The 25,271-nt window shown below is 69.8% G+C and carries 40 protein-coding genes; 38 read left to right on the top strand and 2 right to left on the bottom strand.

Annotation, left to right across the window (positions count from 1 at the left end):
• The first annotated feature begins 13 nt into the window (after window positions 1-13).
• The 15 genes from ACIPW5_RS11220 to ACIPW5_RS11290 all read left to right on the top strand — a co-directional run bounded on the left by ACIPW5_RS11220 (window position 14) and on the right by ACIPW5_RS11290 (window position 7,731).
• The gene (locus ACIPW5_RS11220) at window positions 14-916 is read left to right on the top strand and encodes a hypothetical protein (RefSeq protein WP_401243441.1); all 903 of its coding nucleotides are present in this window, start codon (window positions 14-16) and stop codon (window positions 914-916) included.
• Window positions 913-2,265 carry a replicative DNA helicase gene (locus ACIPW5_RS11225; RefSeq protein ID WP_401243443.1) on the top strand — a complete coding sequence of 451 codons (1,353 nt, stop codon included), beginning with the start codon at window positions 913-915 and terminating at the stop codon, window positions 2,263-2,265. The genes ACIPW5_RS11220 and ACIPW5_RS11225 overlap by 4 nt, the downstream gene beginning before the upstream one ends.
• A gap of 10 nt (window positions 2,266-2,275) precedes the next feature.
• Window positions 2,276-2,947 (top strand): hypothetical protein, encoded by a 672-nt coding sequence (locus ACIPW5_RS11230; RefSeq protein ID WP_401243444.1) that lies wholly within the window; start codon window positions 2,276-2,278, stop codon window positions 2,945-2,947.
• 49 nt (window positions 2,948-2,996) lie between these two features.
• On the top strand, window positions 2,997-3,221 hold the full coding sequence (locus tag ACIPW5_RS11235; protein WP_401243446.1) for a hypothetical protein: 225 nt from the start codon (window positions 2,997-2,999) through the stop codon (window positions 3,219-3,221).
• 70 nt (window positions 3,222-3,291) lie between these two features.
• Window positions 3,292-3,663 carry a hypothetical protein gene (locus tag ACIPW5_RS11240; protein WP_401243448.1) on the top strand — a complete coding sequence of 124 codons (372 nt, stop codon included), beginning with the start codon at window positions 3,292-3,294 and terminating at the stop codon, window positions 3,661-3,663.
• The gene (locus tag ACIPW5_RS11245; protein WP_401243449.1) at window positions 3,660-4,007 is read left to right on the top strand and encodes a LuxR C-terminal-related transcriptional regulator; all 348 of its coding nucleotides are present in this window, start codon (window positions 3,660-3,662) and stop codon (window positions 4,005-4,007) included. The genes ACIPW5_RS11240 and ACIPW5_RS11245 overlap by 4 nt, the downstream gene beginning before the upstream one ends.
• A 184-nt stretch (window positions 4,008-4,191) precedes the next feature.
• A complete protein-coding gene (locus tag ACIPW5_RS11250; RefSeq protein ID WP_401243450.1) occupies window positions 4,192-4,551 on the top strand; it encodes a hypothetical protein in 360 nt (119 codons plus the stop codon).
• A 65-nt stretch (window positions 4,552-4,616) separates the two neighbouring features.
• Entirely contained in the window at window positions 4,617-4,913 is a 297-nt protein-coding gene (locus ACIPW5_RS11255) for a hypothetical protein (RefSeq protein ID WP_401243452.1), read from the top strand.
• Complete coding sequence (locus tag ACIPW5_RS11260; protein WP_401243454.1) at window positions 4,910-5,104, top strand: hypothetical protein; 195 nt, start codon at window positions 4,910-4,912, stop codon at window positions 5,102-5,104. Before ACIPW5_RS11255 ends, ACIPW5_RS11260 begins: the two co-directional genes overlap by 4 nt.
• The gene (locus ACIPW5_RS11265; RefSeq protein ID WP_401243456.1) at window positions 5,101-5,322 is read left to right on the top strand and encodes a hypothetical protein; all 222 of its coding nucleotides are present in this window, start codon (window positions 5,101-5,103) and stop codon (window positions 5,320-5,322) included. Before ACIPW5_RS11260 ends, ACIPW5_RS11265 begins: the two co-directional genes overlap by 4 nt.
• Window positions 5,319-5,750, top strand: a complete 432-nt coding sequence (locus tag ACIPW5_RS11270; RefSeq protein WP_401243458.1) for a hypothetical protein — start codon at window positions 5,319-5,321, stop codon at window positions 5,748-5,750. The genes ACIPW5_RS11265 and ACIPW5_RS11270 overlap by 4 nt, the downstream gene beginning before the upstream one ends.
• Window positions 5,747-6,016 (top strand): hypothetical protein, encoded by a 270-nt coding sequence (locus ACIPW5_RS11275; RefSeq protein WP_401243460.1) that lies wholly within the window; start codon window positions 5,747-5,749, stop codon window positions 6,014-6,016. Before ACIPW5_RS11270 ends, ACIPW5_RS11275 begins: the two co-directional genes overlap by 4 nt.
• A complete protein-coding gene (locus ACIPW5_RS11280; protein WP_401243462.1) occupies window positions 6,013-6,282 on the top strand; it encodes a hypothetical protein in 270 nt (89 codons plus the stop codon). The genes ACIPW5_RS11275 and ACIPW5_RS11280 overlap by 4 nt, the downstream gene beginning before the upstream one ends.
• 62 nt (window positions 6,283-6,344) lie before the next feature.
• Entirely contained in the window at window positions 6,345-6,944 is a 600-nt protein-coding gene (locus ACIPW5_RS11285) for a hypothetical protein (RefSeq protein ID WP_401243464.1), read from the top strand.
• 166 nt (window positions 6,945-7,110) lie between these two features.
• Window positions 7,111-7,731 (top strand): NYN domain-containing protein, encoded by a 621-nt coding sequence (locus ACIPW5_RS11290; RefSeq protein WP_401243466.1) that lies wholly within the window; start codon window positions 7,111-7,113, stop codon window positions 7,729-7,731.
• A 66-nt stretch (window positions 7,732-7,797) separates the two neighbouring features.
• Here ACIPW5_RS11290 and ACIPW5_RS11295 read toward each other — a convergent pair whose 3' ends face one another.
• Window positions 7,798-8,643 (bottom strand): phage antirepressor N-terminal domain-containing protein, encoded by an 846-nt coding sequence (locus ACIPW5_RS11295; RefSeq protein WP_401243468.1) that lies wholly within the window; start codon window positions 8,641-8,643, stop codon window positions 7,798-7,800.
• A gap of 178 nt (window positions 8,644-8,821) precedes the next feature.
• On the opposite strand from ACIPW5_RS11295, the gene ACIPW5_RS11300 reads away from it, so the two are divergent.
• Window positions 8,822-9,307, top strand: coding sequence for a helix-turn-helix domain-containing protein (locus ACIPW5_RS11300; protein ID WP_401243470.1), 486 nt, complete (start codon window positions 8,822-8,824; stop codon window positions 9,305-9,307).
• An 81-nt stretch (window positions 9,308-9,388) separates the two neighbouring features.
• On the opposite strand, the gene ACIPW5_RS11305 is transcribed toward ACIPW5_RS11300, so the two are convergent.
• Entirely contained in the window at window positions 9,389-10,123 is a 735-nt protein-coding gene (locus ACIPW5_RS11305; RefSeq protein WP_401243472.1) for a GntR family transcriptional regulator, read from the bottom strand.
• Window positions 10,124-10,322: 199 nt separating this feature from the next.
• On the opposite strand from ACIPW5_RS11305, the gene ACIPW5_RS11310 reads away from it, so the two are divergent.
• From ACIPW5_RS11310 to ACIPW5_RS11415, 22 genes are all read left to right on the top strand, one after another.
• On the top strand, window positions 10,323-10,565 hold the full coding sequence (locus ACIPW5_RS11310) for a helix-turn-helix domain-containing protein (RefSeq protein WP_401243474.1): 243 nt from the start codon (window positions 10,323-10,325) through the stop codon (window positions 10,563-10,565).
• Window positions 10,565-10,936, top strand: a complete 372-nt coding sequence (locus ACIPW5_RS11315; protein WP_401243475.1) for a DUF6907 domain-containing protein — start codon at window positions 10,565-10,567, stop codon at window positions 10,934-10,936. Before ACIPW5_RS11310 ends, ACIPW5_RS11315 begins: the two co-directional genes overlap by 1 nt.
• Window positions 10,933-11,112, top strand: coding sequence for a hypothetical protein (locus ACIPW5_RS11320; protein WP_401243477.1), 180 nt, complete (start codon window positions 10,933-10,935; stop codon window positions 11,110-11,112). Before ACIPW5_RS11315 ends, ACIPW5_RS11320 begins: the two co-directional genes overlap by 4 nt.
• Complete coding sequence (locus ACIPW5_RS11325; protein WP_401243478.1) at window positions 11,109-11,267, top strand: hypothetical protein; 159 nt, start codon at window positions 11,109-11,111, stop codon at window positions 11,265-11,267. The genes ACIPW5_RS11320 and ACIPW5_RS11325 overlap by 4 nt, the downstream gene beginning before the upstream one ends.
• Before the next feature lie 37 nt (window positions 11,268-11,304).
• Window positions 11,305-11,451, top strand: coding sequence for a hypothetical protein (locus tag ACIPW5_RS11330; protein WP_401243480.1), 147 nt, complete (start codon window positions 11,305-11,307; stop codon window positions 11,449-11,451).
• A gap of 40 nt (window positions 11,452-11,491) precedes the next feature.
• Window positions 11,492-11,779 (top strand): hypothetical protein, encoded by a 288-nt coding sequence (locus ACIPW5_RS11335; RefSeq protein ID WP_401243482.1) that lies wholly within the window; start codon window positions 11,492-11,494, stop codon window positions 11,777-11,779.
• 26 nt (window positions 11,780-11,805) lie between these two features.
• Window positions 11,806-11,976 (top strand): hypothetical protein, encoded by a 171-nt coding sequence (locus ACIPW5_RS11340; protein WP_401243484.1) that lies wholly within the window; start codon window positions 11,806-11,808, stop codon window positions 11,974-11,976.
• A complete protein-coding gene (locus ACIPW5_RS11345) occupies window positions 11,976-12,356 on the top strand; it encodes an ATPase (RefSeq protein ID WP_401243485.1) in 381 nt (126 codons plus the stop codon). The genes ACIPW5_RS11340 and ACIPW5_RS11345 overlap by 1 nt, the downstream gene beginning before the upstream one ends.
• Window positions 12,357-12,379: 23 nt before the next feature.
• Window positions 12,380-12,505: a hypothetical protein gene (locus ACIPW5_RS11350; RefSeq protein WP_401243487.1), complete on the top strand. Its 126-nt coding sequence runs from the start codon at window positions 12,380-12,382 to the stop codon at window positions 12,503-12,505.
• Window positions 12,506-12,540: 35 nt separating this feature from the next.
• The gene (locus ACIPW5_RS11355) at window positions 12,541-12,768 is read left to right on the top strand and encodes a hypothetical protein (protein ID WP_401243489.1); all 228 of its coding nucleotides are present in this window, start codon (window positions 12,541-12,543) and stop codon (window positions 12,766-12,768) included.
• Between the two features lie 30 nt (window positions 12,769-12,798).
• Window positions 12,799-13,893 (top strand): hypothetical protein, encoded by a 1,095-nt coding sequence (locus ACIPW5_RS11360; protein ID WP_401243491.1) that lies wholly within the window; start codon window positions 12,799-12,801, stop codon window positions 13,891-13,893.
• 180 nt (window positions 13,894-14,073) lie between these two features.
• The gene (locus ACIPW5_RS11365; RefSeq protein WP_401243493.1) at window positions 14,074-14,262 is read left to right on the top strand and encodes a hypothetical protein; all 189 of its coding nucleotides are present in this window, start codon (window positions 14,074-14,076) and stop codon (window positions 14,260-14,262) included.
• A 115-nt stretch (window positions 14,263-14,377) separates the two neighbouring features.
• A complete protein-coding gene (locus ACIPW5_RS11370) occupies window positions 14,378-15,493 on the top strand; it encodes a hypothetical protein (protein WP_401243494.1) in 1,116 nt (371 codons plus the stop codon).
• Window positions 15,494-15,495: 2 nt separating this feature from the next.
• Complete coding sequence (locus ACIPW5_RS11375; RefSeq protein WP_401243496.1) at window positions 15,496-15,888, top strand: hypothetical protein; 393 nt, start codon at window positions 15,496-15,498, stop codon at window positions 15,886-15,888.
• A 66-nt stretch (window positions 15,889-15,954) separates the two neighbouring features.
• Window positions 15,955-18,504, top strand: coding sequence for a hypothetical protein (locus ACIPW5_RS11380; protein ID WP_401243498.1), 2,550 nt, complete (start codon window positions 15,955-15,957; stop codon window positions 18,502-18,504).
• Complete coding sequence (locus tag ACIPW5_RS11385; RefSeq protein WP_401243500.1) at window positions 18,501-18,728, top strand: hypothetical protein; 228 nt, start codon at window positions 18,501-18,503, stop codon at window positions 18,726-18,728. Before ACIPW5_RS11380 ends, ACIPW5_RS11385 begins: the two co-directional genes overlap by 4 nt.
• Before the next feature lie 8 nt (window positions 18,729-18,736).
• A complete protein-coding gene (locus ACIPW5_RS11390; RefSeq protein WP_401243501.1) occupies window positions 18,737-19,180 on the top strand; it encodes a hypothetical protein in 444 nt (147 codons plus the stop codon).
• Between the two features lie 784 nt (window positions 19,181-19,964).
• Window positions 19,965-21,824 carry a hypothetical protein gene (locus tag ACIPW5_RS11395; RefSeq protein WP_401243502.1) on the top strand — a complete coding sequence of 620 codons (1,860 nt, stop codon included), beginning with the start codon at window positions 19,965-19,967 and terminating at the stop codon, window positions 21,822-21,824.
• 113 nt (window positions 21,825-21,937) lie between these two features.
• Window positions 21,938-22,525 (top strand): SGNH/GDSL hydrolase family protein, encoded by a 588-nt coding sequence (locus tag ACIPW5_RS11400; protein WP_401243504.1) that lies wholly within the window; start codon window positions 21,938-21,940, stop codon window positions 22,523-22,525.
• Window positions 22,526-22,753: 228 nt separating this feature from the next.
• Window positions 22,754-23,014 (top strand): HNH endonuclease, encoded by a 261-nt coding sequence (locus tag ACIPW5_RS11405; protein ID WP_401243506.1) that lies wholly within the window; start codon window positions 22,754-22,756, stop codon window positions 23,012-23,014.
• 92 nt (window positions 23,015-23,106) lie between these two features.
• The gene (locus ACIPW5_RS11410) at window positions 23,107-23,559 is read left to right on the top strand and encodes a phage terminase small subunit P27 family (protein WP_401243507.1); all 453 of its coding nucleotides are present in this window, start codon (window positions 23,107-23,109) and stop codon (window positions 23,557-23,559) included.
• Complete coding sequence (locus ACIPW5_RS11415) at window positions 23,528-25,270, top strand: terminase large subunit (protein WP_401243509.1); 1,743 nt, start codon at window positions 23,528-23,530, stop codon at window positions 25,268-25,270. Before ACIPW5_RS11410 ends, ACIPW5_RS11415 begins: the two co-directional genes overlap by 32 nt.
• The last annotated feature ends 1 nt before the right edge of the window (window position 25,271 follow it).

The raw sequence follows: 25,271 nt of genomic DNA on the forward strand, positions 1-25,271 counted from the left end.
AGAGAAGCCTGCCGTGACCTTGGACGCCATGCACTGGGTGTGGAACCACTCCCAGTCAAAGGGGAACACCCGGATCGCGCTGCTCTACGTCGCAGACCAGGTGCGGGACTCCAAGTGCGAGGTACGGATCGGCCAGCGAGAGCTGATGCGCGCCATGAACACCAGGTCGAAGGACACAGCCGAGAAGGCGATCCGGGCCGCGGTCGAGTCGAAGGAGCTGGAGATTGCGGCTGCTGCAGCTGGCCGTCGGCCGGCCCTGTACCGGCTTCCGAAGGCCTCCGGGTACGTCCGTCCGGCAGCCGCTTGTGCCCCGGATTCCGGGGCACAAGGCGACCCGACCAGCGACCGTTGTGCCCCGGAAAGCGGGGCACAAGCCTCAGCTAGTGCCCCGGAATCCGGGGCACAAAGTCTCGAGCAGGCCGACCGTTGTGCCCCGGTTTTCGGGGCACAAGCAACCCGTTGTGCCCCGAAAACCGGGGCACCTCCCCATAACTACGAAGTAGAAGAAGAGCAGCAGCCACAGCAGGACCCGTTCACGCTGTGCCAGCCGCTGATCAAGGCACTCACAGAGAACGGCATCACCGTCTCCTGGGGCATGCCCGCCGCAGACCTCATCACCGTCGCCAATGCGGTGCAACGAGCAGGCGTTAACGCCATGGTCCAGTTCGCCAAGGACACCCAGGGGCGCCAGCGCGACCGGATCCTCTACGCCCGCTACTTCGTCCGCGGCTGGGCCGGCCTCCCGCCCGCTGCCGCCGTCAGGCCGCCCCGCCAACGAGACGGCAAGCCGCCGTACTGCGGCGACCCCGAATGCGACGAGATCAGCCGCACTCGCGAGATCGAAGACGACCGAGGCATCCGAAGCCTCACGCCGTGCCCCGACTGCCACCCCGCCAGCAAAGGACGCGCAGCATGACCGAAGCCGCCTGGGACGACGTCCTCACGGACGCGCCACCCCACAACCACGAAGCCGAGCAGGCCGTCCTCGGCTCGATGCTCCTGAACCGCAACTGCATCGAGCCGGTTGCCTCCCTGATCGCCAGCCCCGACGACTTCTGGCCCGTCCGTCACCGGATCATCTACCGGACGATCCTCGACCTGTACGCAGCCAGCCGCGACCCCAAGGTTGACCCGATCACCGTCTCGGCAGCACTCCTCGCATCGGGCGAACTCACGAAGGTCGGCGGAGCCGTCTACCTTTCACAGCTCGTCAGCTCTGTACCCGTCCTCGGGAACGCCGACGGCTACGCCGAGATCGTCCGCGAGCACGCCCAACTCCGCGCCGTCCTCACCGCCACCCGCCGAGCCACCCAGCGGGCCATGACCGCAGCAGCCACAGCAACGGAGATCCTCGACCAGGCCATGGCCGAACTCCAGGCCGCCGCCACAGGAGTCGCGCCGGCAGACGTCCGGCTCTCCGTCTCCGAACGCTGGATGGACTTCCTCGACGAACTCGAAGCCGGCGCCGACCCCAACGCCCTCGACACCCCATGGAAGGACCTCAACGACGTCATCGAGCTCAAGCCCGGCCAGCTCGTCACCGTCGGCGCCGCCACCGGCGGAGGCAAGTCCCTGTTCGGCATGAACCTCGCCGCGCACATCGCCCTCACCCGCGGCAAGCCCGCCCTCGTCGCCAGCATGGAGATGGGCGGCTCCGAGCTCATGGCCCGCCTCACCTCCGCCGAGGCCGGCGTCCCCCTCGACCGACTGATCCGACGCAAGCTCGACGACAACGACTGGGCCAAGATCTTCAAAGCGGCCCCCGCCATGCAGAACGCCGCGAACTTCATCCTCGACGACTCCGCGAACCTCACCCTCGGCAAGATCCGAGCCCGCCTCCGCTGGATGGCCTCCAGGAACAGCCCCGCGGCCATGGTCGTTGCCGACTACCTCCAGCTCATGACGCCCGAGAACAGCAAGTCCAACGCCACCCGCGCCAACGAAGTCGCCGAACTCTCCCGCGGGCTGAAGTTGCTGGCGATGGAGTTCGAGATCCCGGTCGTCGCCCTCGCGCAGTTCAACCGCAACGCCGTCGGCCGCCAGCCAGTGGTCACCGACTTCAAGGACAGCTCGGCGATCGAGCAGGACTCCAACGTGATCATCCTCATGCACCGGCCCCTTGCTGAAGACGGCTCCGACACCGGACCGCGAGCTGGCGAGATCGACCTCATCGTCGCCAAGAACCGCAACGGCGCCGCCGGTCGCACCGTCGCCCTCACCTTCCAAGGCCACTACGCCCGCCTCCGCTCCATGGGCCGGATCTGAAGGAGCCGCCGTGCAGTACGGCACCAACGAGCCCCACGACCTGTTCGACGCCCTCCTTGACTCCCTCGCCACTGCCGAAGCCCGCAACAACCACACTGCCGACAGCGGCCTCCGCATCGAAGCCCAGCCGACCGTCTACGCCAGCACGACCTTCCGGTCCGCCCTCGAAGCCTCCTGGGCCGCGACCCTCGACAACCTCGGCATCGACTGGGAGTACGAACCCGAGCTCGTCACCCTCCCTTCCGGCACCCGGTACCTGCCGGACTTCCACCTCCCCGCCATAGGCACCTGGCTTGAGGTCAAGGGCGATGGCGTACCCCGCATCGAGAAGGCCTACGAGTACGCCGCCACCCTCGCCTGCGACTGCCCGCGCTTCAGCTGCACCTGCCGCTGGCCCGGCGGCGAACTCGTCATCATCGGCCGGCCGCCCACAACTCGCCGCGACCACGACGAGCACGGCTACGTCCGGCGCCGCACCCTCTGCACCGAGTGGGCGTCCGCACGCCGGCGCGGAGCCTGGCTCACCCGCTGCAACGACTGCCTGCAGATCACCTGGTTCGACAGCCCCATCTGTCGATCCTGCCGTGGCCCGCTCGCCGGAGCGCACGGCCATCAGTCCGGCGACACGGCCTTCGTGTTCACCCGCATCACCGGTCCGGCAGCACCGAAGGCCGCCGCGTGACCGCCATCGGCGCCCCCTACCGCCACACCCCGACCCGAAAGGCCGCCTGATGAACCAGATGGTCGCTCCCTGGACCAGCCAGCAAGTTCAGGCCCTCAACGACTACCAAGCCACTGGCGACGGCCCCGTGTACACGTGCTTCGCGCTGCACGCCTCCGGACGCAGCCCGGCCCTCGATGCCACCCACTCCGGGTGGGTCTGCCCCGACCCCGACTGCGATTACCCGCAGGAGAACTGGGCGTGGGACCACACCACCACACCTCCGGCCGCCTGAACGCAGGACGGACGCCCTCGAGGTAAGCGAGGGCGTCCGCACCCAGAGCCTCTCACGACAGGAGACCCCGATGGGCATCGACTTCAGCCACGGCGGAGCGCAGTGGCCCTACAGCGGCTTCGCGCAGTTCCGCACAGCCATCGCCACCCGTGAGGGCATCGCTCTCGAGGACATGGCTGGCTTCGGCGGCACCCAACCCTGGGACGCCACCACCACTCCGCTTCGCCCCCTGCTGGACCACTCCGACTGCGACGGCGAGATCAGCGCAACCGACTGCGCGACGATCGCCCCCCACCTCCGGGCCATCGTCGAGGAACTCTGGCCGGCCGCCCTCACCTGGGAGTCCGATCCCCTCGGCGTCTACCACCGTCGCGCCGGCCTGGCCCTGGCGGGCGGCATGGAGCAGGCGGCCGAAGCCGGTGAGCCGCTGGAGTTCATGTGACCGGGCTGTCCCGGGCGGAGCTGACCGAGCACCAGCTCCTCGTCCTCGAGCGGATCGCCGCCGGACGCACCCATGCGGAGATCGCCGCCGAGCTGGTGCTCACGCCCAAGGGCCTGACCGCCGCGGTCAACCGAGCCATGGCCAAGCTCGGCGCCCGGAACGCGCCGCACGCCGTCCTCCTCGCCTGCCGGGCCGGTCTCCTCGACGGCCGCCCGTTCCTCCGCCACGGCGACCACGCCGGCTACGAGACCCACCGCAAGCGCCGGATCCCGATCTGCGACGACTGCCGGGCCGGCGAGAAGGCCTACCGGGACGGGCTCAAGGCGGCCCGAGAAGCAACCTGAGATTCCCTCCCCGACAAACGACCCCCGAGAAGGCCCCTGCACGCCCGCCTGACGGCCTGAAGTCCCGAGTTGGACCCGAGCGGCATCCCGGGGAGCCGAGAGGCCCTCAGGGGGCCGCACAACGATCCGCCTCCACAACCGGCCGACCGCGCCGGTACCCCGACCCGCGCACAAGGAGAAACACATGCCCTGGAAATCCCAACTCGCATGGACCCGCGACTACCGCACCACCCACAACAACCACACCTACGCCCTCGACGCGCACAGCTACCAGCACAGCAACGGCACCTGGTCCGCGACCGACGACTGGCACCTGCACCAGATCCCCGCCGGCGGCGACGGATCACCGGACCCGCGCCCGCTGTGCGGGCCGCTCGGCACCAACTCGCGCCGGGCGCGGCGCCTGGCCGAGCTGATGCTCCTCGGCTGGACGCGAGCCCAGGCCCAGGACCGGGAGCCGGGGACGGGGCGGGACCGGTGGCGTAGCCCCGACGGCGCCCTCGTAGCCCTGGCCGACCTCCTCGACGGCACCGCCCCGCACTGACCCCTCCCTCACCGGCCGCCCTATGCCGGGGCGGCCGGCCCCAGCCCTCACCCCAGGAGACGCACGTGACCGACATCCACATCCCCATCGACCCGATCCACCTCTCCACCGGCACCATCACCGAACTCGTCTTCCTCGACCCGGACCGACCGCACACCGTGCCGGACGAGCGCGGCTGCCCCGACTGCGACGGAGACGTCTACGACTCCGGCTGCCCCGCGGCAGGCTGCACGGGATACGCCTGCCCTGACTGCGGCACCGGCTGTGACCTCGACTTCGTTTCCGCCGACGACGGCGGGCGCTGCGCCCAGGCCGTCGATGAGGGCGACGCCGATGACGTCGCAGAGGAGGCCGGAGCATGACCGCGCCATACCCCGCTGACGACGAGTGGGTCGTCGAACGCCTCGGCGAGCGCGACTGGCTCGTCACCAGCGCCCACTACGAAAGCCACGACCGGGCTGCCGCCTGCCTCGCCGAGCGTGAGCGGGACTTCCCGGGCGCCCGGCTCCGCATCCTCCGCATCACCACGACGTACACGGTCGAGCCGGCGTGACCTCCGAGCAGCTGGCCCTGTGGGTGCCGGAGCCCTGCCACGACGGCGAGGCCCCGGCACCCCAGCCCCGCACCACCGCCGCCCCCCGGCCCCGCACCCTCCGCGACCGCCGTATCCATCCCGACGCCGGACGGGCCGCCGGCGGCTGGCGGCGCTGGACACCAAGCGGCCACGACATCCACATCACCACCGTCCGAGTCCAAGGAGACCTCCTATGACCGACCAGCCCCGCCGCTTCCACCTCCTGCGCCACGCCGACGTGTCCGGGGTATCCGGTACTGGCATCGTCGCCGACGGCATTCTGTGGCCCGACGGCACCGCCTCCATGCGCTGGAGGGGCGACAGGCCGTCCAGCGTCCACTGGGACCGGCTCGACGACGCCATCGCCGTACACGGCCACGGAGGCGCCACCCGGATCGTATGGACGGACATCGACCTGCCGCCCGCCCCCGATTACGCCTCGGCCTGGACCGAGCTGACCGGCTACGTGCAGGAGGCCGTGGACGACGGAGGCACCATCACCCCGGCCGACCTGCTCGCATACATGGCCGAGCTGCGGCGCAACGCGACCGCCCCGGCCCGCGAGTGGGTCCGCCGAGTAACCGGCGGGAGCACCGCCCTCGACCCCCAGGAGCCCCGACCGTGACCACCGCATCCGCCCTCAAGACCGCAGCCCTCAAGGCGGTCGACGCCAGGCTCGCCGCCCGCGGCTACTGGCTGCCCGCCGAATCCCGCAGCATCATCGCCGAGGCCATCGCCGTCGTGTTCGACGCCGAGGTCGACGAAGCCCAGCGGCTCGCCTGCCGGTTCCAGACCCGCCTCGACGCCGCCCGCGTACTGGCCCGCAGCCTCAACCCCGAGCAGCAGCACCAACTCCTCGCCATCCTCGCCGGACGGGAGGACCGGCCGTGACCACCGACCCGCTCCGCGACGCCATCGCCCGCGACTGCCCCCACCGGCTTGCCGACTACGACGGCCACCTCGCCGGCCGCCAACCCACCCCGGCGGTCACCCGGCTGTGGCGCATCGAGCACGCCATCAGCCGAGACCCCGCCCTCGAGACCTGGTTCGACGAGCAGTACCGGGCAGCCCAGGACACCGACGACTACACCGAGGCCAAGGCCCGCCTCGAAGCCACCAGCCAGCGCCGAGCTGAGATCACCGAGGGACTGAAGTGACCGAACGGCGCAACTCCCGCCCCACCGCCTGACCCGCCCGCACCGCCGCACGAGGAGCAACCGTGAACGTCGTCACCGCCTGCGCGATATGCCGGAACCCTTCCACCGTCCGCGTCCACCCCGGCTGCCAGGAACGCCTCACCGACAACCTGGCCGCCCTCCCCGCCCTCTACAGGCAGCTCGCCGAACACCTCGCCCCCAGCCGGCGCGGCGACAGCGGACGCACCGGCAGCCGGACCGCACCCCTCCCCGTCAACGAACGCGTACTCGACCTCCGAGCCCGCGGCGGAATCGAAGGCGTCGTCACCACCTGGGAACGAGCAGCCCGCGAAGACCTCGGCTGGGACGAACCCCCCTTCCGCGGCGACATCCAGCAGACCGTCGACGGCGCCGTCGCCTTCCTCCTCGCCCAGGTCCCCTGGTTCTGCGACAGCCACGACGCCGTCGACGAACTCGCCCACGACGTCCGCCGGCTCCGCGCCGAATGCGGCGCCATCATCGGAGGCGAGAAGCCGCCCCGCCGGATCCCCGTCGCCTGCCCCTGCGGCACCGTCCTCCGCGTCACCCTCGACACCCCCGGCATCCGATGCGGCGGCTGCGAGACGCAGTACGGGCACGCCGAAGTATTCCAGCTGCCCATGGCGGAGAGGTCCGCGGCATGAGGGCATCCGAGCCGGACCCGGGGTCGCCGTAAGTAACCCAAAGTAGTCAATCTTTTGCTTCACGTCAGGTTGGCAGAGCCCGCAGCCCGGTGTTAGCTTGGCACCACTCCTCCCCGCCGTCCGGGCCTAGCCCGCACTGGCGGGGATTATTCGTTCAGGGGGTTCGTTGAGCGACAGAGTCGTCATTTTCTACGACTACCAGAACACCTATATGGGCGCCCGCCGCCTCTACCACGAGGCATGGGACGGCTGGTCAGCAGGCCAATTCGACCCCTTCTCCCTCGCCCAGCACCTCGCGGCCGACAGCCCCTTCCAGCGCCACCTCCACCAGGTACGGATCTACCGCGGTCAACCCGACGCCACGCGGCAACCCGGCTCCTACGGGGCATCCCGCCGCCAGCACGCCGCCTGGGAGAAGAACCCCCTCGTCAAGGTCATCACCAGGCCCCTCCGCTACCCGCAAGGCTGGCCAGCCAACGGCGCCAAAGCCCAGGAAAAAGGCATCGACGTCCAGCTGACCATGGACTTTGCGGTCATGGCCACCCGCGGTGAATACGACATCGGGATCATGGTGTCCACCGACACCGACCTCAAGCCCGCTCTCGAATACGTGACCGAGCTCACCGCCGCCGGCGGCCCCCGCGCCGAAGTCGCAGCATGGTCCACCGCCGGCCAGCACTGCCGTCGCCTCTCCATCAAGGGCCCCCGCCAGCTCTACTGCCACTGGATAGGCGAAGACACCTACAAGCGAGTCCGCGACACCACCGACTACACCGTCGGCGAATAGCAGGCCCAGCAACCACAACGCAGCCCCCGACCTCAGTTGAGGTCGGGGGCTGCGTTGTGTCCGGGGTCAGGCGCTGAGCGCGATCTGGTCCCCGTGCTCGAACGCGGCGATCAGGTCAGCCATCCCCGCGTACACCTCCTCGAGCAGCGGCCGGTCGTCCTCCGTGTACACGGCGACCTTGTCGATCCGGGAGCCGGCCGGACCCGCGATCTTCTCCGGCCGTCGGCCGTGCCGCTTGAAGAACGCGTTCGACACCCGGGCGCCGAACCCCGACTGGAACTTGGCCACGGTCTTCGCCTTGTGGCCCTTCTCCGCCAGGAACGTCGCCGCGTACAGCGGGGTCTCGGACGAGTCCAGCTCCGGCCGCTCACCCATCGCGCGGGCCAGGATCACCTTCGCCGTCGCGGTGGCGTAGGGCTCCGGCAGGGCGGGGCGGAGGATCGCGAGGATCTCCGCCTGGTCGCGGTACGAGACCGGGCCCGCCGCGGCGGTGATCTCGCGAGGAGCGGGGGCGGGGGTGACGCGCTGAACTTCGCCCGTGACGTACCGGTACAGAGCGTCAGCGAGTTCGACCTGGGCGCGTTCGACCTTCTTCCGCTTCACCTCGTCGGCGATTCGGCTGGTGGTGACGTTCGCCAGCCACATCGGAAGGATGCGCTCGTGGACCAGGAACTGAGGGTAGGCGCGACTCTGGCCGGGGAGCATGACGTGCATGACACACGTCTTGCCCTCCGACCAGGCCTTTCGCTCGATCGTCTGACGCTGTCCGTTCGGGTCCAGAGCCAGGTTCTGGCACAGCTGACCGAGGACGGCCCAGCTGCCCTGCTCGTTGGTGACGACCGTGACGGTGTCACCGTGGAATGCGAATGAGCCGATCTCGGGCGATTGCTCCTGGCGTGCGACCATGGTCATGGTCTCTCCGATCTGTTTAGGCACAGCGGAATGATCGACAAGGCCCGTCCCGTGCTTGGCCGTTCGGGGCGGGCCTGCCACCTGAAAGTTAGGCTTTAGTTGGTCATCAACGCAAGCTCTTCTCTACTTTCGGAGGCTTTAACTTGGCTATGTTCATGCTTCCGTGCAGGATGGGGGCATGGAGCAGAACTGGAAAGCCGTCGCTGAGGCGCTGCACGCATCAAGGCTCGCGGCTGGCCTCACCCAGGAAGATCTGGCCGAGCGGGCTGGCACGTCTCGATCCACCATTCAGAACCTTGAAATGGGCGTGACGCGCCGACGGATCAGCCGGAAGACGATCGAGGTCCTCGACATCCTCGACTGGCCGGAGGGGTACGTCGATCAGCTGCTCGCCGGCGAAGCCGTTGGCCCGCCGACGCGGCGGACGCAGGCGGAAGTCTCCGCTCCCGAGCCCCGCAGTGATCTCCCGCTGGCCATTGCGCACGAGTTGGGCCATGGCGATCTGATCGACACGCAGGTCGTTGAGCTGGGCGGGTCGGACGCGCGCATGATCGTCGTTGTGCGCGCCGGGGATGGGGCGAGCCCTGAGCAGGTCAGAGAAGCCCTGGAAGCGTGGCGTCGAGTGCAGCAGAGTCTGCGCAACGCCGACTCCCGCTCGGAATGACAATGCAAGACGGGGGCTCCGCCACGTGATGGCGGAGCCCCCTCGGCATGCAGCGCCGATGATGTCGCTGGCCGAGCAACTTCAGCCGACGGGCCCCTCGGCGACCCAGCTTCGTCCAGGCGCATGCCAGTCGATCGCATATTCGGTCGGCTCGCCTTCCTGATCGACGTACCGGTTCGTCACCTTCAAGACTCGCTCGCCAGGAGTGACCCCGAGGTGACTTGCGACATCCTCTGGAACGGGGGCCACTGAGTACGTGTCCCGCTGTCGCGCGGCTCGACGCTGGGTGCGGTCCTCGATGAGTCCCATGGTCATCTTCGGCAGCTTTTCGGGTTGCGTGAACTCAGGCAGCACCGCACCCAGGGCGGCCGTGATCCAGGTGGACGAGACGACCGACACGCCTGCCGGATCCACGTAGCGACGCCGGCGCATCACAACGTCGCCGCCCGCTTCGATTCCTAGCGCGTCGGCTACCTCCTGGCTGGCCGATTCGGCTCGCGCTTCCACGAACTCGACGGTCTCGCCGTCGAGTAGACCGCTATCGCCGCGGCGGATCATGCCGATCCGATTCGCGCCTTGAGTCATCACCGTCTGGGCGCGCACCACGGTCCGACGCCCGGGTGAAGTGTCGGCCCAGCCTTCGTCTCGCAGCGTCCCCAGCACTCGTGCGGCCGTGGCGCTGCTGATCCCCTTCTCCTCGACGATCTTCCGCGCCGAAGGAATCGGGTCTCCCGGCTGAAGCTCACCGCTCTTGATGCGCTCGATGATCTCGTTCGCGACCTGCCGATACGCCGGCAGTCGCTGAGCAGCACTCACTATCCGATCCTTCCCGTCTTAAGATTCTTAGAGAACCTGCTTGACTCCACCAAGAGTCTTAAGACATCGTAGTGCCATGCCCGCCGGAACGACAGGTTGGGGCAAGTCAGGCACGCAAAAGGCCCCGATGGGGGTGTCTCGGTGCTACCAACACCGAGCCCATCGAGGCCATGCATCCGGCGTCTTAGGAGAGAAACCGATGCAGGAGAACTCTACCCTGAGGGTGGCAGAAGCCGCCCCTTCCACCGGCCCACTGCGGGCCAAAGAAGTCGCTGCGGCCTTGCGCGTAGACGTGTCGACGGTCTACCTCGCCATCCGGCAGGGCGACCTGCAGGCGTACCGCGTGGGCGCCGGCCGCGGGACCCTGCGCATCAGCCGCGCCGCCTTCGACCAGTACGTCGCCGAGCGCGGCATCCCGTCGGACGACTTGGCGGTGGCGTAATGACCACCACCCGCGTCGTCCCGGCCGTGATCAACGGCTGCACCTGCTTCGTCGAGTGCCCGTCGTGGTGCGTGATCGATCACGTGTCCCGCCCGAACCGATTCCTCGAGGACCTGTGGCACTCGGGCACCTTCGCTGGCCTGATGGCCCCGTCGATGGGTCGGGACCCGGAGGTGACACTGCTCGCCCGCCTGGGCATGGACCCGTACTCGCGGAACGCCGACCGGCGGAGCCCGTTCGTGAACGTCGACGACGGCGGCGAGGGGCTCGACATGACCCCGTCGCAGGCCTTCGAGTACGCCGACAACCTGGTCGCCTTCGCGGACCAGATCCGGGCGATGGCGCGGACCGCGGCGGGGGTGGCCCGATGAGCGAGCAGTCGAAGCCCGCCCCGTCCCGCCAGCTGGTTCTCGTCGGCCGCAAGCTGGGCGCCGGCCGGTTCGTGATCGAGCCGTCCCTGCCGCCGGTCGACGTCGCCTCCGACGTCCGCTCCGTCCACGTGCTGCCCGGCGGGACCACCCGCGGCGGCAAGGCGGTGGCCCGATGAGCGAGCAGCAGCACTCCATCGTGGATCAGCCGGCGACCGTCGAGGCCTGCCAGGCCGACCTCCACACCGCCGCGCAGGCCGCTCAGGCCCAGGCCGACGCCCGCAACAACGTGGGCGCCCTCGGCACCGGCCAGCAGCACACCCACCGCAGCTGACCACCCCCTCCCGGTACGACACCTGAGGAGCACCGTCATGCCCGAATCCGCTGACGCCCTGCGCGCTGAGGCCCTGGAGTGGCGTGAGAGCGCCGCTCTCGCCGACAGCGAAGGTAAGCCCGACCTGGCGCGCGTCTGCCGCGCTGAGGCTGTCGCCTGCGAGAAGGCCGCCGAGACCCGCTAGACCCCATCCATCCCGGCACGACCAACTGAGGAGCACCGTCATGTCCTTCTTCAAGCGCCGGCAGCGCCCGGCCCCCGCCCCCCAGCCCTCCGCCGAGCAGGTCGCCGAGGCCATGCACGTCTACATCGCCGACCTCCTGGCGGGTGACGCCGCCGCCGTCGAGATGGCCGGCTCCGCGTCCGACGGGATGCCGGTCACCGGCCGCGACTGGGTCGCCTACCCGACCAGCCCGTACCGCCTGGAGCGCCTCACGTACTTCGGCGGCCCGTCCCCGGACGAGCTGCCCGACGAGGCCGTCGACACCTTCATCCGCCGCCACGCCGCCTGACCACTCCACCCGAAAGGACAACTGCCATGGACTTCTTCAAGGACAAGGCCGCTGAGGCGAAGGCCGCTGTCGAGAGCGGCAACCCGGAGCGTGCGGCTGACATCGTCTACCACGCCTTCCTCGAGGGCGGCGAGCAGAACCTGGTATCGACGATGGACAAGCTGTCCGACGAGCTCCGCCAGCAGAAGCGCAGCTGATGGCCGACATCCGGATCGTGTCCTTCGGCTACGGGCATGCCGCCCCGCCGGAGGCCACGATCACCCTCGACCTGAGGCAGGCCTACCGGGACCCGCACGTGAACCCGGCGCTCCGCGGCAAGACCGCCCGTGACTGGGCCGTCCGCAAGGCCGTACTCCGCACGCCGGGCATCCGCCCGCTGATGAAAGCGACCGTCCAGCAGGTGGCCGCGTTCCGCCAGGGCCCTTCCGAGAGCGAGATCACGATCGCGGTCGGATGCGTCGGAGGTAGGCACAGGAGTGCGACCGTCGCGCACTACCTCGCCCGTCGGCTCCGCCGCCGCGGCCTCCAGGTCCAGCTCCAGCACCGCGACCTGACCAAGCCCGTCATCACCCGCTAGCCCCACCGAAGAGGAGCACTGACATGTCCGAGCAGACCCCCGAGCAGCTCATGGAAGCCCTCCGCAAGGCGGCCGAGGAACTCGAGCGGGCCAGCCAGAGGCAGGCCGAAGCGATCGCCGAGGCCGCCCGCCGCGACGGCGGCTGCTGAATCCCCACCCCATTAAGCCCGAAAGGACCACGATCATGCTCGCCACCGTCACCCCCATCCACCAGCCCGACGAGACCGACGCCGCCTGGGCCGAGCACGCGTACCGCCAGGACGTCGTCCGCCGCTACTACCAGGCCGTCGAGGCGAAGGACCGGATCGAGGCCGCGTTCGTGTGGCTGGAGGCCCACGCCCACGACAAGGCCAACCAGCACAACAGTCCGCTGGTCGACGAGCTCGACGCCGAACTGCCCGCCGCGGCCTGACAGCCGCCGCTCTACCTGAAGGGAGGAGCCATGAAGAGGATCAAGCAGAGGATCCGGGGGCTGAACGCCTTCGCCATCCTCGAGAAGGGTCTCACCGGCGCCGCGCTGGTGCTCATGGCCGCGACCGTCGGCCCGCAGCTCGGGCAGATGCTCGGCCTGCACGGCGACGCCGCGACTGCCGCCGGCTGGACCATCGCCCTGGTCTACGACGCCCTGTGGATCGGCGTTCTGCGGATGTCGGAGGTGGCGATCCGGCAGCGGTCCAAGGTCGGCATGATCGTGATGCTGAGCATCTCGGCCGCCGCGATCGCCGTGTCCGTGACCACACTGCTCAAGCTCGGGCACGCGCAGATCTTCGCCGGGGTTCCTGTCGCCGCCGCCGTGTTCATGGGGCTGCGGCTGTTCACGGACAACATGCTGGCCGACGCGGAGACCTCCGGGCGGATCGCGGAGCAGTCCGCCGCCGCCCGCAACGCCCGGGCCCTCGCCGCGGCGGACGCCCGGCACCTGGCGTCCGAGGCGCAGACCGACGTGCTGCTCGAGACGGCGGATCACCTCGCCGAGATGGAGCGTCAGATCGCCCGGGCCAAGGCGCTGACCAAGGCGCAGGAGAAGATCAGCAGGGCGCGCGCTGAGGCTGAGGAGCTTCTCGAAGCGGCCGACGCGGACTACGGCAAGAAGGCTGCCGCGTTCGCCTCCCGGGAGCTCCTGATGATCGGGCCACGCCCCGTGGCCACGGGCGCTGGCCACACCCCGCCTGAGCAGGGTGGCCACACAGTGGCCACGCAGGTCATCCCGGAAATCGAGGCCGCGGCCACCCCGCCCGTGATCCCGGACGAAACGGACAGTGAACCGAAGGTGGAGCAGGTCCCCGTCGAGGATGCCATGAGCCTCAAGGAGCTGGCCCTGGCCGCAGGCGTTGAGACCCCCGAACCCGACATGACACTCAGCGACGAGCAGCTCGAGATCGTCGTGCGGTGGCTCCGATACGCGATGGAGCCGCCTCGCTCCTACCGGCAGGCGTATGCCGCCTTCCTGGAGGCCGGCTTCAAGGCGCGCGAAGGGCGCATCCGCCGCATCTGGGGCGAGATCGAGACCCTCGAGGCCGAAGCCGTACCCGCCTGACCCCTCCGGCACCACCAGTGAGGCCCAGCGGTCCACCGCTGGACCTTGCTGCGACTGCCGGAGCAGTCGAATCCACAAACCCACAGGCCAGCCGACGAGTGACCCCGGCGAGCGGAACTTTCGCAGACCCGGCAAGCAGACCCGGAAGGCCTCACCACCCAGCCGAAAGCGGAGGACGACATGAGCGGATCCGCCTACTGGGCCAAGGAGATCAAGCGCCGGGACGCCAAGTCCCCGAAGGAAGGGGCGATCCGCCGGTTGGACCGGCTTCGCAGCGAGCTCCGCGATCTCGATCCGGTCGTTGCGAATCGCGCTTGGCGCGAGGTCGCAGATGTCCTCCAGGCCATCACCGACCGCTACGCACGGTAATCATTCACTCGTTCATTCACCCGGGAGGACGTGAACTCGGATCCGTGCTACGCGCGCACGTGCGCGCACGATCCAGACGTTCACCTTCTCCCGTCGCAGAACGTAAGGAGACGCGATGGAAGTCCTGCTCGCCGCCTGCCTTCTGGCGTGGGCCGCAGGGGCGCAGAGCGAACAGGCGAGGCTGGGAATCAGTCCAGCCGAGCGAGACCTGAGGCGGGAGCGGGTCCGCCACGAGAAGGCCGTCCGCAAGATCGCCGACAAGCACGGCACCGACCCGGCGGAAAGCGACGAGGAGCCTCTCACGATTCCCGAGGCCTTCCGCTCCGGGTACCGGCGCCACACCCCGATGGAACGTGTCGCCACCCCGGCCGGCCGCCACCTGGGGAACTGGACGGCCAGGGGCGTCTACTGGGCCCGCGACACCGGCCGTTCGGCTCTGAAGGAGTACCGCCGGCGCCGCAAGGCCGAAGGGGCTCCCGATCCGGCCCCGGTCATCGCTCCGCCGGTGATTCCGCCCACGCCGACGGAACCGCCAACTGCGGGGCTTCCCGGTCAGGTCGTCCTGACCAAGCCCGTGGGCGCGGCCGGGCCGGCTCCCGTGGAACCGGTACCTGCCGCACCCGCTCCGGACCCTGCTCCGGCCCCCGGACCGGCGCCCTCCCAGCCCGAGGCGCAGACCGCACCGGACCCCATCGCGGTACCGGCGCCCCGCGAACCCGAACCGCCTGCCGCACCCCCCGAGGCCGTCGAACCGGCCGCCCCCACGACCCCAGCCCAGCCCAGCGAGAACGGAGTCGGCCGCATGGCATCCGAAGTCACCTACGAGTCCGTCAGGGACGAGAGCGAAGAGCTCTCCCTCATGTGCGAAGACGACCTCACCGTCTACGACCGCCTCCAGCAGCGCTGCGAACGGGAGATCAGCCGCGCCGACGAACTCATCGCGGCCCTGCGCAACGCCGGCGCCGGCGACCGGGTCATCGGCTGGGTCACCCGCTGCATGGAGCAGTACCAGCTCATCAACAGCCAGCTCGGCCACCTCAAGCAGCACACCTACGCCCAGGACGAGGCCGTGATGAAGGCCAAGAAGCTCCTGGAGGCCGGCCAGGGCGTGTACGCCGGGATCGCCGCCGACATGGAGTCCGTCGCCGAACGCCCCTTCTACGTCAGCGACGCCGTCGACGCGGAAGACACCGCCGCCCACTCCGAGGCCTACGAGACGACGGGAGCCTGACCATGGGAATCACGAAGGCCATCGGAGTGACCGTCACCTACGCGGCTGTCATGGCCAGGGCCGCCGCCTACGGCATCCGAGCCGCCCGCACCCGCCAGGCTGTCGAGCGGATGCAGGACCGGTTCGAGGACCGGGCCGCCTCCGCCCGCTACCTGTCCGAGGCCATGACGATCCTCAGCGTCGACGAGCCCACCACCACCGCCTACATGGAGATCTCCACGATCTCTCACGCCATGGCGGGCAGCGTCGCCGCGATCGTGTCCGCCTCGGACGCCCTGGCGACCGCCGCCCAGGGCCTGGCCGGCGAGACGGAGAGCCAGCACGGCCGCATGGCCGACGCCAACCGCACCCACAGCGTGCAGATGGCCGACCGCAGCTTCAACCAGCGCCGCTAGACCACCCCGCAGGGCGGGGCCCCCTCCGGCCCCGCCCCTGCCCACCCTGGAATCGGAGACGAGCGGATGGCGACGACGACCGTACCCACCCCGCGCACCACCACCGAACCGACCACGCAGGAACTGACCGGCATCCGTGCCCGGATCGCCACCCTCAACAACCCCGGCCTCTACCTCGGCACCGGCCTCGGAGCAGCCTCCATGCTCAGCGGCGACCCCCTGCTCCTCACCACCGCAGGCGCCGCCGGTGCGGCTGCAGGCTGGGCCGCCCTCGGGATGCTGCCCGGCCCCTGGCGCTGGCTCCCCGGACACGGAGAGCCGTGGGAGTGGATGTGCCGAGCCAGCCGCCGCCGCTACCGGCGCACCCTGCACCGGATGCGCCGCCGCCTGGCCGCCCAGCACACCCCGAACCCCACCGTGGACAGCGACGGCATGCTCACCCCCGTCCTGCAGGCCGCGAACGGCTGGTACGACCACGAACAGCGGCCTGCCCTGATCCGCGAGACGACCGCGGCGGCCCACCGGGCCCGCTGCCAGATGCTGCGCACCGTCTGGGTACGGGCCCTGCCCGACTGGGACAAGGGCTGGTGGCGCCGCTACAGCGCCACCGAGATGGCCCTGCGCGCCGGGCCGCTCGCGGCCATCCCCGCCACCGGCTACCTGCCGCTGCCCTGGTGGGCTGACCTGGTCGTCGGCTCGATGGCCGCGACCTGGGGCGCCCGGATGTGGACCAAGCCGGCCCCGGCCGTCCCCGCCGCAGTGCAGACGCGGGATGCGGACTGGTACCTGGCCCGCTGGAACGAGTGGATCGCCTGCGAGCGCGGCCCGCTGCCCGACTCCAGGCTCGTCAACGTTCGCCTCGACGACGACAAACTCAGCGCCGTCATCGTCTCCACGACAGCGAAGCCCGCCGTCGGCGTGGGCCAGGATCCTGTGTCGATCGCCTTCGAGGTTCCCCCGCGGGCCGTCAACATCTACCGGCCCGACGACATGCCGGCCAGCAGGGCCAAGCTCACCGTGACCCTCCGCGCCGCCACCGCCGGCCAGCTGGACCTGGACGACCTCCCCGCGGTGTGGAAGGAGTTCGGCCCCTACAACGGCAGCGAACTGTACGACGTCGAGCACACCCAGTTCGGCCGCCGCTTCAAGATCGTCCTCCCGCGCCGCGGTACCTCCGTCGCCGAGGTCCAGGCCCGCGACATCGCCCAGGCCCTCGACATGGAAGGAGAAGGGGCCGTCTCCCGCCTCCAGCTGCGGGTCCTCGACGCCCGCCGCATCGAGGTCAACGACATGGCCACCAACCCCCTCTCCGGCGGGATCCCGCTCGACCTCGACGCCCTCACCATGGACGACCAGGGCTACATCTCCGTCGGACAGGACATCTACGGCCAGCCCGCGAAATGGCGCCTCCTCAAGTTCGACGCCACCCGCCGAGGCCTGTCCGGCCGCCCCTCCGCGTCCGCAGTCCACGCCTTCGGCTCCGGCACCACCGGCGCAGGCAAGACCAGCCTCGAAGAAGACCTCCAGGTCGCCCAGCGGAAGAACGGCTTCATCTCCTGGCTGGCCGACGGCAAGGGCGGCGCCGGATACGCCCCCTGGGCCGGCGACCTGGACTGGCTCGTCAAGTCGGCCTACGGGGCCATGCTGATGGGACAGGCCGCCAACCGTGTCAGCGAGTACCGCTACGCCGAGCAGATGAAGATGCAGTGGCTCGACGCGGAGGGCTTCACCGAGACGGGCCGGTCCTTCTTCGTGCCGGGCGAGCCGTTCGCGCCCATGGTCGTCACCTGGGACGAGTTCAACGAGATGGTCCTCAAGGACCCGATGGCCGATCACGTCAAGCCCCTGCTGCGATCCGTCTCCAGCGTCGGCCGGCTCTCCCGCGCCGCCGGCATCGCGGCACGCATCTGGGTGCAGATCCCCAACCTGGACAGCCTCGGATCGGACAGCAGCGCCAACGCCATCCGCGACATGCTCCAGTCTGGGAACATCGCCCTCTTCCGCACCGCCCGCGCCGACGTCGACATCATGTCGCTCGGTTCCCGCTCACCAGAGTTCCGCCTCACCCCGCTTCCCGAGCGTTTCCCGGACGGCTCCGAGACCGGCGGCCTGTGCTACCTCGCCGACGGCAAGGCCCAGTACACCCAGTCCCGGGCCATGTTCCACACCAACCCGGCCCGGATCGCCCGCCAGTTCCCGCTGGAGACACTCACTGCGCCCGAGGCCGACTGCGCCGGCCCGGCCTACCAGCACCGCGCCGAGTACCGGCACCTGGACGCTGCCGACGAGGAGGCCTTCCTCCGCGACCTCATGGCAGGACGTCAGTCCGGCCGCCAGGCCGCGGTCATCGACCTCGCACCCTCCCAGCCGGCCGTCGAGGACGACGAACTCGACGACCTCGTACCCCTCACGCGGTCACGGCTCGTCTGGGACGCGGTCGACCACGGCGCCCGACGCAACAAGGCCATCAGCGAAGTAACCGGCCTCAAGCCCACCAACGTCGCCAACGCCACCGCCCGCCTCGAACGCCTCGACAAGCTCCGCAAAGTCGAACGCGACTGGCACACCGCTGAACTCCTCGACACCCCCCTCGCAGAAAACCGGAGCGCGTCATGACCCTCACCACCACCGCCCTGTTCCTTCTCGTCGCCGTAGGCCTTGGCATCTGGATGAAGAAGGACGCCAGCTTCAAGCGCCGCGAGTTCCTCGTCGTGAGCCTCTTCTGGGTCCTCCTCGTGGCGACCCCGTGGGGTGCCACAGGTGTCGCCAAGGTGCAGGAGGTCATGGGCACCGGAGTCCGCACGGCCAGCGACGCCGTCAACGACGTTTCCAGCAAGTGAGGCCAGCCATGACGACCGATGCCAACCGCCTCATCGCCGCGGTCAACGAGGCCCTCCGCCCCGCGACCGCCTACCGGGACGACTCCCCGCTCCCCAGGGTCGGTGCCACGCCGCCCGTGGCCCAGCCCGGCCGGCCTCCGATGTCCCAGCGGGCGACGGACATCAGCAGCCTGATGCTCGCCGCCGGACTGGCCACCGTCCCGCCCGGACTCGTCGCGATCGGCGTCCTCGTGGCCTCTGGGTACGCAGACCCCGCCGTCATCGGGATGATCTGCGCCATCCCCGCGGCCCTCGCCATCCCCCTGCTGGCCGTCGCCCGGCTCCTCCGCGGCGCACAGGGGATCGTGCCCGCCGAGCAGCACCACCACTACAACGGGCCTGTCAGCCAGCAGCACCACAACGTCAGCACCCAGACCCGCGGCCTTTTCGCCAAGACCATCAACAAGCGGTAGCAGCCGTCCTACCCGCGGCCCTGGCCCTCACGGGCCGGGGCCGCCGGCGCGACCGCCCGCGCGATCCACCCCGGACCCGACGCCTGCATCGGCGCGGTAGTCGGCTCGGCGCCCAGCAGCAGGCACAACCGGTCCAACTCCCGCTGGCACTCGGCCTCCGTGGACCCGCGAACCATGTACGAAACGGCCATGCCATGCAGTGTTCCATCAGGCCACATCCCTTGACACGAGTAACCCGCCGAAGTCATGATCTGCTGAAGTAGCACTCGTGCGCGCTCAGGCCGTCCTTCAGGGGCGGCCTTCGTCATTCAGGGGGTGCGTATGGACCGCCCCCAGCTCGTCACAGCTGCGGACGCCGCCTACTACACCGGACGCCCCATCGGAACCATCTGGCGCTGGGCATCCGAAGGCCGCATCAGCCGGTACGGCACCGGCAAGGCCGTCCGATATGACCTCCGCGAACTCGACCGGAAGACCGTCGACCCGTGGACAGGCGAGACACACCTCGGTGAACCCCCACCGCTCCCCGCTGGAGCACGAGCCGCCTGACCGACGAGGAGGTCGAACCTTGCCAAGAGCGACGGCACTCGGCATTCCGAGCCCATGGTCAGGCGATGAAGCCGACCCGATTCCGCGCAGCTACGCCACCTGGCACTGGCTCTACCGCACCACCCGATCCCTCCGGCATGCGATCGGCCTTCACGACTACGTGCGATGGGGAACCGACGGCGAGAGCCGCTGCACATGGTGCGGCAAATTCACCTGACCGACGAGGAGGTGTCCAATGCCTCTGCCCGTCGGCCTGCAGACCGTGACGGTCACGGACATTCGCTCTCACCCTGATGGCGCCCCGATGCGCGGCAAGGTCATCTTCCGCCCGCAGGTAGGCGTCATCACGTCCGCGACCTACGGCGCGATCATCATGGGCGACGCGGTCGGCATCTGGGTTGACGGCGTCCTCAAGGCCGAGGACGGCTCCACCGGGGTTGAGCTCCTTGCCTCCGACGCTGCGGACTGTGTGCCGACGGGGTGGACGTACAGGGTTATTGAGCGGCCCTACGCCGCCGCGGGCCGCAGCTACTCCATCCTGCTGGCGAACTCGCTCGGCCCGACGGTGCAGCTGTCCGACCTCGCGCCCACCAACCCGGCCAACGGCGACTACGTGACAGTCCCCGGTCCCCAGGGGCCAGCTGGACCCACGGGTCCGGCAGGACCGACTGGAACAACGGGCGCTACGGGGGCCACCGGAGCAACGGGCGCTACCGGCCCGACGGGGCCAACCGGCCCCCAGGGCCCCGCGGGCGTCGACGGCAACAACGCTGACGCGGAGGCCTACACCGACGCGGCCATCGCCGACGAGGTCGCCCGCGCCAACGTCGCCTACGAGACCCCGGCCAGCGCCCAGACCAAGGCGACGACCGCACAGACCGCGGCGACCACGGCCGCGGCCTCGGCCCTGGCCGCGCACGAGGCGGACACGACTGCCGTCCACGGCATCGCCGACACGGCAGCCCTCGAGACGGCGAGCGGCGCACAGGCCAAGGTCAACACGCACCGGGACGCCACCGACCCGCACGGCGACCGGAGCTACGCCGACAACAAGTTCGCGACCCAGGTGGAACTGTCCGCGCTCGACGGGTTCGTCAACGACGCCCTGAGCCGAGTTGCCGCGATCGAGGGGGGTACCGCCTGGCTGGCAGGCCTTCAGGTCGCCGGCAACGCCACGGTCTCGGGCGGCGACCTGACGATCACGGACTTCACTAAGGGGTACCGGCTGAGGCGCGGCGGTTCAGCGCTCGACTTCGAGGGCACCGGCGCCGATCTGATTCTCTCGGTCTGGAGCGGTACTGGGTTCAACGGTACCCAGCGGGCGTACCTCCGGCTGTCGGCCGACGCTCAGAACGCGCAGGTCGCGGGGAAGGTCGAGTTCGTCGACGCCTTGTATGGGGCAACCAAGCACGCCCTCGACCCGGCAACCGGCATTGCCTCCCTCGGCGCGAAGAACAGCCTCACCAGCATCCGCCTCTGCGGCCGGCGCGCCAGTACCGGAGCACCCACAACGGGAACGTGGACCGCCGGCGACGCGGTGCAGGACTCCGCAGGTGCATGGTGGCTGTGCACCGCGGACGGCACACCCGGCACCTGGACCAGCCCGCCCGCCACGCCGACCGCGCACGCGTCCACGCACGGATCCGGCGGCAGCGATCCCGTCACCGTGGCGCAGTCCCAAGTCACCGGCCTTGCCGCGGCGCTTGCCGGCCTGCTGCCGCTCACGGGCGGCACCATGACCGGCACTGTCACCAACAACGTGGCCTCAGCGGCTACGACCGCGCACGGCGGCGGGGTCAGCGGCGACACGTTCGACCGGTGGCGGGTGCTGGGCAGCGGGACCCTGGAGTGGGGCCCTGGCAACGCAGCCCGAGACACCAACCTGCGGCGCTCCGGGGCGAACGAACTCACCACCGACGACGCGCTCATCGTCAGCCTGATGCTCCGGCACCTCGGGACGACGCTGGGCTTCTACGGCGCAACGGCGGTGACGAAGCCAAGCGTTACCGGCTCCAGGGGCGGGAACGCGGCGCTCGCGTCGCTGCTCAGCGCGCTAGCGTCCCTCGGCCTCATCACTGACAGCACCACCGCCTAGTGGTACGGCGTCAGATGACCGTAGGCCTGCTGCTCGGACTCGTCGCGTGCACGCCTACCCAGGCGGCCCCGTGCCCGACGATGTCCGAGACGGTACGGCCTGCCGTCAGGGTCATGCCGCTCGGCGACTCCATCACCCAAGGCGTCGGCAGCAGCACGGGAGCTGGCTACCGCGGACCGCTGGAGCAGCTACTCGGCCAGGACGTCGACTTCGTCGGATCCCAGCGGGGCGGGCCCATCCCGGATCCGAATCACGAGGGCCACAGCGGCTACATGATCGGCCAGCTAGGTGACGGCATCGACGGATGGCTCGCCTTGGCGCAGCCCGACGTCGTCCTGCTGCACGCCGGCATCAACGACCTCGACCGCGGACAAGGCGACGGTGCGGCCGGCCGACTCCTCGCCCTGATCACCCACATCAAGGCGGACCGGCCAGGGAGCGTGGTCCTCGTCATGGGGCTCATCCCCACGACAGGGGGCGTTGAGCAGCAGGCGGTACGCTTCAACGCCGCACTACGCGCCCACGCAGGTGAGGCCTTCACCTACGTCGAGCCACCCTCCCTCGGGCCGGACGACATGGCGGACCGGCTCCACCCCAACGACGCGGGCTATCAGCGCCTGGCCGAAGCATTCGGTATCCCCCTGGCCCAGGTGACGAGCAAGACACCCCCGGGTGTGCAATGCCCCCCGCCCCCCGAATAGCCCCCCCCATCGTCGTACCCCCCCCCGGTGAACCCCACCCCACCGCAGGGCCTGGGGTGCAGTGAGAGACCAGGTGGACCAGCGAAGGGGGACACTGCCGTGCCCATGGCTCCGCCGTCCAGATGCAGCGCGATGGGCTGCAAGCAACTCGCGCTCAACCGAGGGCGATGCGAGGAGCATCAGCCTCCAGCGTGGGCGAACCGTGCACGCAAGCAAGACCGTTACGGGATGAGCTCGGGCACGATGCGGTCACTGAAGAAGCGCGTCACGGTCCGTGACAACGACACGTGCTACGTCTGTGGCCGCGAACGCGACGAGGGCGAGATCTACGACCTCGAGCACAAGCGGCCGATCAGCCAGGGCGGAGCCTCAAGGGCCCTGGAGAACCTCGGGCTCATCTGCAGCGACTGCCACGCGATCAAGTCCAAGGCGGAAGCCGCCCAAGCCAACAGGATCAAGAATCAGACCAGGCGTCAGGCCAGGGGGTAGGGGAGTCAGAATCCCAAAACCCCAGGTCAGGGGGCCCGCCGCGGTCAGAGAAAAAGACCGCTGCACAGATCTGGGGATAGGGGGTCTGGATCATGGCCACAGCACAGCCTGCCGCTCTGAAGCTGATCAAGGGGCGGGCGCCCGGAAAGGACTCGGCCGGCCGGCCGGTCAACCCGGGCCCGGCGTTCCGGCGGATCGCCCCGGAGCCCCCCGACTGGCTGTCGGCTGAGGCCGCGGCGGAGTGGCGGCGGGTGGTGCCCGGCCTGACCCGGCTCGACATCCTCAAGGAGGAGGACCGGGCCGTCCTGGCCGCCTACTGCGAGACCTGGGCGACGTTCGTGGACGCGATCCGCCAGCAGCACCAGGAGGGCCTGACCATCGAGGCGAGGCAGGGCACCCTCGCCCACCCTGCCGTCGGCATCGCGCGTGCGGCCGGCCGGGAGCTCCGCAGTTTCGCGGCCCACTTCGGCCTGACCCCTTCGTCGGAGCAGGCCCTCGCGAGAGGGGCCGACGATGGCAACGAGGACGACAACCCGTTCGCGTAAGCGCGCGCCCGCGGGCCTCGACCTGGAGCGTCTGCGGCTATCGCCCGAGGTGGCCTGGTACCTCGAGGACCGCGGCTTCCCGGTCCCCGACTGCCCGCCGCTGATCCAGACGCCGTCTCCTGGCGAGGCGCCGGGCGCGGTCTTCGACCCGGACCGCGTAGACAAGGTGATCAAAGCGTTCAGCCTGCTCCGCCACACCCAGGGCCAGTGGGCTGGGCAGCCGCTGAAGCCGGACCCGTGGCAGGTGGCCTACATCCTGGCGCCGGTCTTCGGCTGGGTCCGCTGGGACGAGGACGCCCAGTCCTACGTGCGGATCGTCCGCGAGCTGTACGTCGATGTGCCCCGCAAGAACGGCAAGTCCACCCTGGCCGGCGGCCTCGCGATCTACATGACGTGCGCGGACGGCGAGCAGGGCGCACAGGTCATCACCGCGGCCACCACGAAGGAGCAGGCCGGCTTCGTCTTCGAGCCGGTGAAGAAGCTCGCCGAGGCCGCGCCCGCGCTGAAGAAGCACGTACTGCCGCTGAAGGACAAGATCCTGCACAAGCGGTCCGGCTCCTACTTCAAGCCGATTGCCTCCGTGGCCGGCGCCCAGCACGGCGCGAACATCCACTGCGCGATCGTCGACGAGCTCCACGAACACAAGACCCCGGAGCTGGTGGAAACCATCGAGACGGGCACGGGCTCACGCCGGCAGCCGCTCGTCGTCATCATCACGACGGCCGACTCGGGCAAGCGGGAGTCGGTGTACGACCGCAAGCGCAAGCGGGTCGAGCAGCTGGCCCGCCGGGTGTTCGCGGCCCCTTCGGTATACGGCGTGGTGTGGGCAGCCGAGAGGGACGACGATCCGCACGTCGAGGCGACGTGGCGCAAGGCGAACCCTGGGTACGGCGTCAGCCCTACGCGCTCGTACCTGCAGGCGAAGTCCGACGAGGCGAAGCAAAGCCCGGCGGACCTGGCGAAGTTCCTGCGCCTCCACCTCGGCCGGCGGACGAAGCAGGAGACGAAGTTCCTGACCATCGAGTCCTGGAACGCGAACGCCGGGATGGTCGACGAGGCCCGACTCGCCGGCCGGGAGGCCTATGGCGGGCTTGACCTTGCGGCCACGTCCGACCTGTGCGCCCTGTGCTGGCTGTTCCCGGACGACGAGCGCGGCGGCTTCGATGCCCTGTGGCGGCTGTGGACGCCCGAGGAGAACATCAAGGCCCTGGACCAGCGGACGGCCGGCGGAGCGAGCGTCTGGGTCCGTGACGGGCTGCTGGTGGCGACTCCGGGCAACGTGGCGGACTACGACTACATCCAGCAGCAGATCGAGCGCGACCTCGTCGCCTTCGACGTCCGGAGCATCGGCTTCGACCCGTGGTCGGCGGTTCCGCTGACCAACGAGCTGGCCAAGGTCGACGCGCCGATGGTCAAGGTGCGGCAGGGCTTCGTGACGATGTCCCCGCCGCTGAAGGAATTGCAGCGCCTGCTCCTGAAGGGCACCCCGCAGGCCCCGCAAGTGCGGCACGGCGGGAACCCGGCGGTCGCGTGGATGGTCGACAACCTCGCCGTGGCCATGGATCCGGCCGGCAACGTCAAGCCGGACAAGGCCCGCTCCGCCGAGAAGATCGACGCCGTGTCGGCGCTGGTGACGGCGCTCTCGGAGGCCATGACCCGTGAGGAGCCGACCCAGTCGGCCTATGAGGACGGCGACCTGATGGTCCTGTGAG

Origin of the sequence: Streptomyces sp. NPDC090077 (assembly GCF_044747545.1) — a bacterium.
GTDB lineage: Bacteria > Actinomycetota > Actinomycetes > Streptomycetales > Streptomycetaceae > Streptomyces.